We start from the raw sequence: 9,832 nt of genomic DNA, 5'->3' as shown, positions 1-9,832 counted from the left end.
CGGCGTTCCGAAAGTCCCCCGGCCCCCGCCGCGGTCACGTGACGGTGCACGGGGCGCCGTTCAGGGTGAACGAGGTGGGGGCGGAGGTGTTGCCGGTGTGGGTGGCCTGGAAGCCGATGCCGACGGACACGCCGGGGGCCAGGAGCGCGTTGTGCGAGGCGTTGCGGGCCGTCACCCGGCCGGAGGCGGGCGCGTAGGTGGCGTTCCAGCCCGAGGTGATGGTCTGGCCGCCGGGCAGGTCGAAGACCAGGGACCAGCCGTCGACGGGAGCGGTGCCGGTGTTGGTGACGGTGATGTTCGAGGTCAGGCCGGTGTTCCAGGCACTGACGGCGTCGGAGACCCGGCAGCTCGACGTCTGCGGCGGTGGGTCGGAGGTCTGGAACTGCGTGAAGAACGTCCACACCAGTTGCGGCACCCAGGTCCTGCCGCTGTCCCCCGGGGCCCCGTCCTGCGGAGCGGCGATGTGTCCCTCGTCGAACGCGGCCCAGGCGACCGGGTGTCCGGCCGAGCAGCCCGCGTAGGAGGTGACCCGGTGGGTCAGGCTGCCCTGCGCCGGCTCCGGCGGGTTCTGGGGGGTGCAGCCGTTGTTCCGGACGAACCGGTCGCGCATCGCCCGTCCGCCGGAGATCCCGAGGACGGTGTCCCTGAGGCCGTGCACGCCGAGGTAGGCGACGGGCTGGGTGCCGCCGCTGCAGCCGCTGAGCTCGCCTCCGCTCTGGACGGCGACCGCGCGGAACACGGTCGCCCGTGAGCAGGCGAGCGCGTACGACATGGCGGCGCCGTAGCTGAAGCCCAGGGCGAAGCGCTGGGTGGTGTCGACGCACAGGTCGGCCTCGATGCGCCGGATCAGGTCGTCGACGAACGTGACGTCCTCGCCGCCGGTGTTGGCCCAGCCGTTGTCGAGGCCCTGGGGCGCCACGAAGATCGTGCTGTCGCCGGCCAGCCGCTGGAGACCGTAGTAGGCCCAGGTGCCCGTCTCCACGGTGCGGCCGGTGGCGACGTCGGTGGAGGTGCCGCCCCACCAGTGGAACCCGAGGACCAGCCGGTGGGCGCGGTCGCGGTCGTAGCCGTCCGGGATGCGCAGGATGAAGGTGCGGTTCCTGCCGCCGCTCTGGATGGTCTGCGTGCCGCTCGTCAGCGTGGGCGCCTTGCCGCACCCCGAACTGGCGGCCGCGGTGGAGGCGGACGCCGCCGTGGTGCGGGCGGCGGTCGTGGGCGGGGCGGCGTCCCGGCCTTGGCCCAGTGCCGTGCCGGCCATGCTCAGGACGGCCAGTACCGCGACCAGGGCGGGCCACAAGAGGCGTTTCGGCCTTGTCATCGCACTTCCCTTCGGGAGGGTGGAGGGTCAGGTGACGGCGCGGGTGAACCGCCACCAGTCGACGTTGAGCAGGTAGCCGCTGCCGCCGGCGAACCGCAGGTACAGGTCCTGGGTGCCCGTCGCCCCGCTGACCGGGCAGGTCACCGTCGTCCAGCTCTGCCACCCGCCGGTGCCCGGCACGGCGCAACGGCCCACGAGGGTCCCGGTCGGGGAGCCCAGGCGCAGTTCCACGGTGCCGCCGGCGCTGCCCGAGGCCACGCGCGCGGTGAAGGAGGTCGCGCCCGCGTTGAAGGCGACGCCCTTGACCTTGACGTGGTCGCCGTTGTCGATCCAGCCGACGTCCCTGCCGCCTTCGCTCGCCGGCTCGGTCTCGATTCCCGACTCCCAGGCCATCGTCTCGGCCTCCTGGCGGACGTACGGGTCGAGCGTGCCGACCTGGGGGGCGCCGCCGCTGGTCATGGTGATCAGCGGGAGCGTGCCGTCGGCGTTGTAGGAGAACCTCTCCACCGCCACCGAGCGGGTGAAGCCGCTGCCGCCCGGCAGGGCGCCGTTGTGGTAGAAGAAGTAGGAACCGCCCTTGAAGTCGACGACCCCGGGGTGGTTGGTGAAGCTGCTGCCCTGGGTGGGCATGACGGTGCCGCGGTAGGTCCAGGGGCCGGTCGGGCCGGGTGCCGTGGAGTAGGCGATGAACTCCGAGCAGCACCTGGCCGCGAACACCAGGTAGTAGAGGCCGTTGCGCTTGTAGACCCAGGGGCCTTCCTCGTACAGCGTGGGGCGGTCGGGGTCGCCGGTGCGGGTGCCGAACCCCGCGGTGGTGAGCGGGATCCGGTTGACGCCGCCCGAGTAGGAGGTCATGTCGGTGTTCAGCCGGACGTACGACAGGTTGGGGTTGCCCCAGTACAGGTAGGCCTGCCCGTCGTCGTCGATGAAGACCGTCGGGTCGATCTCGCCGTTCTCCACGAGCGGGTGGCCGAGGGCGTCGCGGAACGGGCCGGTGGGGCTGTCCGACACCGCCACGCCGATGGCCATCCGGCCGGTCGCGCGGTTCTTCACCGGTACGTACCAGTAGAACCGGCCGCCGCGCTCCACGGCCTGTCCGGCCCAGGCGTCGGCGGACGCCCAGCCGAAGGTGGCCAGGCTCAACGGCGAGCCGTGGTCGGTCCAGTTCACCATGTCGGCGGACGACCACACCCGCCAGTCCTTCATGGTGAACCAGGTGGAGCCGTCCTCGTCGTGCCCGGTGTAGAGGTAGACCCGCCCGTCGTGGACCAGGGGCGCGGGGTCGGCGGTGTAGACGTGCTGCACCACGGGGTTGTCCGCTCGCGCCGCGGTGGGCTGCAGTGCGGCCGGCACGACGGCGCACGCCAGCAGCAAGCCGGCGGTCCACGCGACCGCGCGGCGCACGCGCCTCACGCCCGGATCCTTCTGTCGTCTGCCTGATCGTCGGTGCACGGCGGCTCCCAGGGCTGCTCGAAAGTTTCGTTCGGAATTCCGAACACTGTTCGCACTGCCAGGCTCCACGGATGATTGGGGAGCGGAGTGGGCATGTCAACACCCCGCGACGACACGGCACTTGACGGTGCCTGCGCCACCGGCGCGCGAGGTCACCTCGTCCACCCCACTCCCCCGCCCGGAACTTCTCGGTGTGAACGGCGAATCATGCGCGGGTCATTGACGGGCTCCCCGGTTCGCCTACGATCCGAAATGCTCGACGCACCGATCGCCGTTCGGCATATCGAACTTCCGGTCACTCAGCGACCGGGTCGGTCTTCCAAGGAGACGACGCTCATGGGCATGTCATGGCCTCATCACCAGCCGAACCGCCGTCAGGCGCTGGCCGCCGCGTCCGGCCTGGTCACCGGCGCCCTGCTCCCGCTGGACGGAGCCGGCCGCGCCACCGCCGCGCCCGCCACCGCCGAGGGGGCGGCGCTCGCGGCGCAGTACACCAACCCCGTGATCTGGCAGGACTTCGCGGACATCGACGTGATCCGCGTGGGCGCGACCTACTACGCCTCGGCCTCGACGATGCACTACTCGCCGGGCGCCCCCGTCCTGCGCTCCTACGACCTGGTGAACTGGGAGATCGCGGGTCACTCGGTGCCCGTCCTGGACTTTGGGGCCAAGTACGACCTGAACGGTGCCCGGGGTTACGTCCGGGGCATCTGGGCGTCGTCGCTGGCGTACCGCCCCAGCAACCGGACCTTCTACTGGCTCGGGCAGATCGACTTCGCCAGGACGTACGTCTACACCGCCACCGCGGCCGAGGGGCCGTGGAGCAGGCTCACGACGATCGGCACCCCCTACTACGACGCCGGGCTGCTCGTCGACAGCGACGACAGCCTGTACGTGGCGTACGGCAACACGACCATCAGCGTGGCCCAGCTCTCGCCCGACGGCCGCACCCAGGTCCGTACGCAGCAGGTGTTCACCACGCCGTCGAGCATCGGCACCCTGGAGGGCTCGCGCTTCTACCGGATCAACGGGCAGTACTACATCTTCCTCACCCGCCCCGCGAACGGGCAGTACGTCCTGAAGTCGTCCGGCGGGCCGTTCGGTCCCTACACGCTGCGCCAGGTCCTGCTCGACCTGCGCGGACCGGTCGCCGGCGGTGGCGTCCCGCACCAGGGAGGGCTGGTGCAGACCCAGGGCGGCGCCTGGTACTACCTGGCGTTCGTGGACGCGTACCCCGGTGGGCGGGTGCCCGTCCTGGCACCGGTCAGCTGGACCGCGGACGGCTGGCCCGTGGTGCAGCTCGTGAACGGCGCCTGGGGGACGTCCTACCCGAGCCCGGCCGTGCCCGCCCCGCCCCGCCAGGTCACCCCCATGGTCGGGACCGACACCTTCGACGGTACGACCCTGAAGCCGCGGTGGGAGTGGAACCACAACCCGGACAACACCAGGTGGTCGGTCGGCAACGGCCTGACGCTGCGGACCGCGACCGTCACCGACGACCTGTACTGGGCCCGCAACACGCTCACCCACCGCATCCAGGGACCCACCTCCACCGCCACCGCCCAGCTCGACCACTCGGCGATGCGCAACGGGGACCGGGCCGGACTGGCGCTCCTGCGCGACTCCTCCGCGTGGATCGGGGTCCGGCGCGACGGGGACACGACCCGCGTGGTGATGACCAACGGGCTGACCATGGACAGCAGTTGGAACACGACGGGGAAGGGTACGGAGGTCGCGAGCGCAAGCGTGTCGGGCAGCAGCGTCTGGCTGCGGGCGACCGCGGACATCCGGCCCGGCGCGGTACGGTCCGCGGCCTTCTCCTACAGCGTCGACGGCACCACGTTCACCCGCCTGGGACCGGCGTTCCCGCTGGGCAACGACTGGCGGTTCTTCATGGGGTACCGCTTCGCCCTCTTCACCTACGCCACCCAGGCGCTCGGCGGCGCGGTCCGCGTCACGCGGTTCGACCTGTCGACGCCCTGACCCGCCGCCGCCCCGTCATCCGTTCACTTGCCGAGGAGTCCCGAGGGGAGCAAGGTCTGCGGCGAGGTGGCCGGGTGGCCGATCTCCAGCGATCCCAGCAGGTTGTTGAGGAGGGCGGCCCCCGGGGCCCCGGCGGACGGACGGGGCAGCGGGGCCGCCTGAGCGGCGGAGACGGCGGGAGCGGCGAGGACGGCGGTGGCCATGACGGAGACGCAAGCGATGTTCCTGATCATGTCCGCCCTAACGACAGCCGGCCCGGCAGGACACGCTCACCGTCCCACCGGCGGTGCCACGCCCTCCGTGACGGCCCGGCTTCTGGCTGCCTGCGACGGACCCCACCATGGTTCTGGTGGAAGAGGTCGCCGACGGCGGCTGGGGCATCTCCGGCAACGTGCTGACCCTGGCCATCCTCGGCGAGGCGACACCGTCCGACACCAGCGGCGCCTGACCCCTCCTCCGGACGTGGCCGCGATCGCGGCCGGAGGGCCTGCTTGCCGTCGGGCGTCCTTCGCCCGAAGATCCGCGACGCCATCCGCGCCGGCGCCTCACCCCGCCACGTCCCCGACGACATCCTGGAGGCGCCGGGGATTCCGCACACCCGCACCGGCAAGAAGCTGGAGGTCCCGGTCAAACGCCTGCTGCAGGGCGCCCCGGTGGAGCAGGTCGTCAACGCCGCGGCGGTGGACGCGCCCGGCCTCATCGACTACTACGCCCGTCTGGGCGCCGAACGCCGGGACCGGTCGGCATGACGACCGCACCGACCACCCCCGGCGTCCCACGGCCTCAGCCGCGCAGAGTCGTCACCGCGCTGTTGTACGCCTGCGCGGTCAGGACCGGGCGCCGTGACGTCGAGGCCGTCGACGGCCAGGACACGGTGACGCGGCGGGATTCGCCGGGCAGCAGCCACAGGTAGTTGTCGCTGTACAGCGTCGGCAGCACCCGGCGGCCGCCGTCCCCCTCCAGCAGGGACAGCCGGACCATGGCGGCCACCGACGAGCCGCGGTTGTGCACCGTGGCCGTCAGCTCGTGCCGGTCGCCGGAGCGCGACACCCTGGCGATGTCCCCGGTCAGCTGAACCTTCCTGACCTTGTTCAGCGCGCGCAGGGCCGAGGCGTCGCGGTAGCGCCAGTAGGTGTTCCGTGACACCTCCCGGCCCCCGGCGTCCGTCAGCGTGAGCCGCAGGAGGTGCAGGTCCGGGAGGTCGTCCGTCCAGCCCGCGGTGAACGCCTTCGCGGTGGCCGCGCGCGCGACGTTCACCCGCGCCGTCCTGGTGGAGCCGAGGTGCCGGCCGTCCAGGTCGAAGAGCCGGGCCGTGACGGTGGCCGCGCGCAGGTCGCCCGACGTGTGATTGACGGCCAGGACCTGCCAGTTCACCGGGTCGGCCTGGACGTGCAGCGGTTCGCAGGCCGAACGGGCCCCGTAGTAGGTGCCGTTGACGTCGAAGTCGTAGTCGTAGGTCTGCCAGACCGTACTGTGCCAGGCCGGGTGGGACATCCACAGCATCAGGCCGGAGGCGTTGTCCCACAGGTTGGCGTTCCACGCCTCGAACATGGCGCGGGTGTTCTCGTAGTTGACGAACTGCGCCTTGCCCGCGAAGTCGTCGAGGTCGGTGGCCTCGCCGAGGCGGGCCTCGATGGCCGCCTTGTAGTTCTGCGGCGCCTGGTTGCCGCGTTCGCTCCAGTCGTGGTGGTACCAGGCCGCTCCGATGGGCCACGCCGGCTCGTCGCCCGTCATGGCGCGGACACTGGCCGCGGTGGAGACCACGGGCATACCGATCTCGGTGTGGAAGCCGAAGTCCCTGCTGCCGTACGTCATGGGGTCGAAGTACTTCTCCGGCTCCACCCAGCCGTAGGGGCCGCCGCCGGTGACGATCCCCCCGGCCGAGTTGTTCTGGTACAGCAGGCCGGGCGCCTGGCCCTGCACCGCCTCGCGCATGCCCTGGTCGACGGCGGCCGGGGGGTTGCCCTCGTTGGCGCCGCACCAGACGACCACGCTCGGGTGGATGCGGTAGCGGAGCACGGTGTCCCGGGCGAGCGAGAGGAACGCCTCGTGGTCCGGCGGGTCCATGCCCCACGCGTTGGGGAAGTCGTTCCACACCAGGATGCCGTGCCGGTCGCAGGCGGCGAAGAACTCCTCCCGGTCGCTGCTGCCGACCCAGTTGCGGATCATGGTGAAGTTCATGTCGCGGTGCATGCGCACGGCCGCGTCCATGCGCTCGGGGGGCATCCGGCGCAGCAGTTCGTCCCAGCCCCAGTTGCCGCCGCGGGCCAGCACGCGGACACCGTTGACGCTGATCTTCAGGGGGTCGGGGGCGTTGGACACCGACTTCACGTCGGTCCAGTTCTCGCCGTCGTCGGAGACCTGGATGACGTACGTCTTCGGGTACGCGCTCTCCCAGACGACCGCGACACGGTCGAAGGACCGGGGGGATCCGAGGTCGACCCGGATCCACTGGTGGTCCTCGTACGCGGAGGACCAGCGGGTGCCCGCATCGCCGTCGGTGGCGTGGGACGCGGGGTGCCCGGACTCCTCGGTGGAGGCGGTGGCCGTGCGGTGCAACGCGAGGTCGGTGCCCGGGTCACTGCTGTCGATGACGCTGAAGGTCCACAGGGAGTTGCCCCAACTGGTGTTGCGCAGGCCGCAGTCGAGACGGACCCAGCGGGCCGTGCGCCGGTCGAAGTCCTCGACCCGGAGACTGGCGTTGCCGTTGGTGAACGGCAGCGGCACGGCCCCGTTGTCCACCGACCGCACGTCCGTCCAGTCCGAGCCGTCCGCCGAGACCTGGACCACGAAGGTTCTGGCGTACGCCTGCTCCCAGGTCAGGTCGACGCGGTCGAAGGACTGGGTGGAGCCCAGGTCGACGCGTATCCACTGGTCGTCCTCGTACGCGGAGGACCAGCGGGTGCCGGCGTCGCCGTCGGTGACGTTGCCCGCCGCGTGGTCGGCCTGGTCCGTGCTGGACGCCTCGGCGGGGGCGTGCAGGGCCAGGTCGAGGCCCGGCCGGGCGCTGTCGCCGACGGTGAGGGTCCACAGCGAGCTGCCCCAGGAGGTCGCGCGGGTCAGGCAGCGGATCCGGACGTGCCGAGCCTGCTGCCGGTCGAAGGTCACGGTCTGCGTGCAGGCGTCACCGGACGCGGTGAACGGCAGGGGCGTGTCGTACTCGTAGCCGAACTGCCGGAGTCCGCAGCGCGTGGTGCGCCGGTCGCTCTCCCGGCCGTCGACCGACGCCGTGAGGGTGAGGTCGTACAGGTGGGGTTCGCCCAGGCCGTTGGGCCACCACAACTTGGGGTCGCGCACCCTCAACTGCCTGTGTGCGCCAGGCTCGAAGACGACGTCGACGCTGTCGCCCGCCTTCACGGTGACGCTCCGGGAGACCCGCACGCCGCCGAAGGCCGCGGTGACCGTGGCCCGGTGGTCGGTGTCATCGGCATTGCGCACCGGTACGACGACGGTCACCTCGGCGACCGAGACGTCGGGCAGGTCCGGCAGCACGGTGTCCACCCGGGGGTCGCCGAGGACGACGTGCCCGGTCGACCGGAGCCGGACGTGGTTCCAGATGCCGGCGGCGCGGTCGCGCACGGCGGGCATCCAGTCCCAGCCCGACGAGGCCAGGTAGGTCGGGGAGTTGAGGTTCATCTGCTGTGCGCCGGCGTCGACCCAGGATTCGCCCGCGGGGCCCTTGTCCCCCGGGCTGCCGGGCACCGGCATCGGTGTGATCCGCACGGCGAGCGCGTTCTCGCCCTGCGTGTCGAGGTGCTCGGTGACGTCGACGGCGGCGCGGGCGAACGGGTAGGTGAGGTCGCCGGCCCGTCGGCCGTTGAGCCAGATGTCGGCCTTGTGGTTGACGCCGTCGAACTCCAGCCAGACATGCCGGCCGGCGCCGGTCCGCAGGCCCTTGGGCAGAGTGAAGTCCCGCTTGTACCACCACGAGTGGCGGGACAGGGCCTCCGGGATGTGGAGGTTGTTCAGGCCGGCCACGGGGTCGGGCAGGCGGCCCTGGTCCACGAGGGAGCCGAGGACGGTGCCGGGCACCGTCGCGGGCAGCCAGGTGCTGGTGTCCACCGAGGTCCTCGACAGGCCGGCGCCGTCGTCGCCGGCCCAGTCGTCCATGGTCAGGCGCCAGCCCGATTCCACCGGCACCGTCCCGTCGTCGGCGACCTTCAGGTTCGGCGCCTCGGCGGGGTGGGAGCCCCAGTCCGTCCAGCCGGTCGCCGCGGGGCGGCGGCCCTCGGCGGTGCCGTACACCTCGAAGCCGTTCAGGCCGAGGGGCAGGGGGCTGGAGCGCTGGTGGGAGGTCATGCGCACCCAGCGGGCCCGGGCCGGGCGCGGGAGCGGGACGTCCACCACGCCGCCGGTGCCCGCCGTGGTGCGGTACGCGGTGGTCCAGGACTTGTTGTCGAGGGAGGTCTCCACCACGAAGGCGACGGAATAGCTGGACTGGATCTCCTCCCCGGTGGTGCCGCTGTGCACGTTGCCGCTGGTGGGGGGCGTGTACACCGGGTCGGAGGCAGCGGCCTCGAAGGTCAGCCGGACATGGGTGACCTGGCACGCCGCCTGCAGGTCGATGGCAATCCACTGCGGGTCACCCCCCTCGGCGCGCCAGCCGCTGCCCCGGACGCCCGGCGAGGCGAGGCGGTCGACGACGAAGGAGCCCGGCGTGGCGGCGTAGGCGGTGGAGGAGACCGTGACGGGCCGGTGGAGGGCCAGTTCGCCCGGTGTGGCGGGCGCGGCCGGAGTGCCGGTGGGGGCGGCAGCAGCATGCGACGGGGGAAGCAGGGAGCCGAGGCCGAACCCGGCCAGCAGCGTGGTTCCCGAGGTGACAACGGTCCGTCGCGACGGAAGGCGCGACGGACCCGGCAGATCGGTCATGAGCGTGACGTCCCATCAGAAAGCGCAGGCCGAGCCGGCTCCGCACGCCGACGCGCCGAACCGGATGACAACGTTGCCAAAGGCTGTGCCGCGGAGCGTCCACTGTCAACCCCTGGGGCGCGTCTGACTGTCCCGGCGGCCTGGCGGGTGTTCGCGGATGTTGCTGCAGCGAAGGTCGCGGGCGTTGTCCGGGGGCTCGGGGGTACGGGC

At 71.9% G+C, this 9,832-nt stretch carries 5 protein-coding genes and 2 pseudogenes; 3 read left to right on the top strand and 4 right to left on the bottom strand.

Going from position 1 to position 9,832, the window contains the following annotated elements; genetic code table 11:
• Positions 1–34 precede the first annotated feature (34 nt).
• Entirely contained in the window at positions 35–1,318 is a 1,284-nt protein-coding gene (locus tag E4U92_RS14225) for a CE1 family esterase (protein ID WP_137300740.1), read from the bottom strand.
• A gap of 27 nt (positions 1,319–1,345) precedes the next feature.
• Complete coding sequence (locus E4U92_RS14220) at positions 1,346–2,731, bottom strand: glycoside hydrolase family 43 protein (RefSeq protein WP_174863852.1); 1,386 nt, start codon at positions 2,729–2,731, stop codon at positions 1,346–1,348.
• A gap of 375 nt (positions 2,732–3,106) precedes the next feature.
• Here E4U92_RS14220 and E4U92_RS14215 point away from each other — a divergent pair, with 375 nt between their 5' ends.
• The gene (locus E4U92_RS14215) at positions 3,107–4,753 is read left to right on the top strand and encodes a glycoside hydrolase family 43 protein (protein ID WP_137300739.1); all 1,647 of its coding nucleotides are present in this window, start codon (positions 3,107–3,109) and stop codon (positions 4,751–4,753) included.
• A 23-nt stretch (positions 4,754–4,776) separates the two neighbouring features.
• Here E4U92_RS14215 and E4U92_RS14210 read toward each other — a convergent pair whose 3' ends face one another.
• Positions 4,777–4,956 carry a hypothetical protein gene (locus E4U92_RS14210; protein ID WP_229862024.1) on the bottom strand — a complete coding sequence of 60 codons (180 nt, stop codon included), beginning with the start codon at positions 4,954–4,956 and terminating at the stop codon, positions 4,777–4,779.
• Between the two features lie 122 nt (positions 4,957–5,078).
• Between E4U92_RS14210 and E4U92_RS14205 the strand changes: the two are divergent.
• Both E4U92_RS14205 and E4U92_RS14200 read left to right on the top strand, forming a co-directional pair.
• Positions 5,079–5,201 (top strand): annotated as a pseudogene (locus tag E4U92_RS14205) (4-oxalocrotonate tautomerase); the annotation flags it as partial.
• 58 nt (positions 5,202–5,259) lie between these two features.
• Positions 5,260–5,502, top strand: a pseudogene (locus E4U92_RS14200) (acetoacetate--CoA ligase); the annotation flags it as partial.
• 34 nt (positions 5,503–5,536) lie between these two features.
• Here the strand turns inward: E4U92_RS14200 and E4U92_RS14195 are convergent.
• Positions 5,537–9,622, bottom strand: coding sequence for a discoidin domain-containing protein (locus E4U92_RS14195; RefSeq protein ID WP_137300737.1), 4,086 nt, complete (start codon positions 9,620–9,622; stop codon positions 5,537–5,539).
• Positions 9,623–9,832: the final 210 nt, after the last annotated feature.

Source organism: Streptomyces galbus (genome assembly GCF_005280195.1).
GTDB classification, from domain to species: Bacteria; Actinomycetota; Actinomycetes; order Streptomycetales; family Streptomycetaceae; genus Streptomyces; species Streptomyces galbus.
This window is presented reverse-complemented; position numbering and strand designations above follow the sequence as displayed.

Excerpts from the sequence above, each read along its gene's own strand:
- E4U92_RS14225 (WP_137300740.1), bottom strand. The coding sequence starts at position 1,318 with ATGACAAGGCCGAAACGCCTCTTGTGGCCCGCCCTGGTCGCGGTACTG.
- E4U92_RS14215 (WP_137300739.1), top strand. The coding sequence starts at position 3,107 with ATGGGCATGTCATGGCCTCATCACCAGCCGAACCGCCGTCAGGCGCTG.
- E4U92_RS14210 (WP_229862024.1), bottom strand. The coding sequence starts at position 4,956 with ATGGCCACCGCCGTCCTCGCCGCTCCCGCCGTCTCCGCCGCTCAGGCG.
- E4U92_RS14195 (WP_137300737.1), bottom strand. The coding sequence starts at position 9,622 with ATGACCGATCTGCCGGGTCCGTCGCGCCTTCCGTCGCGACGGACCGTT.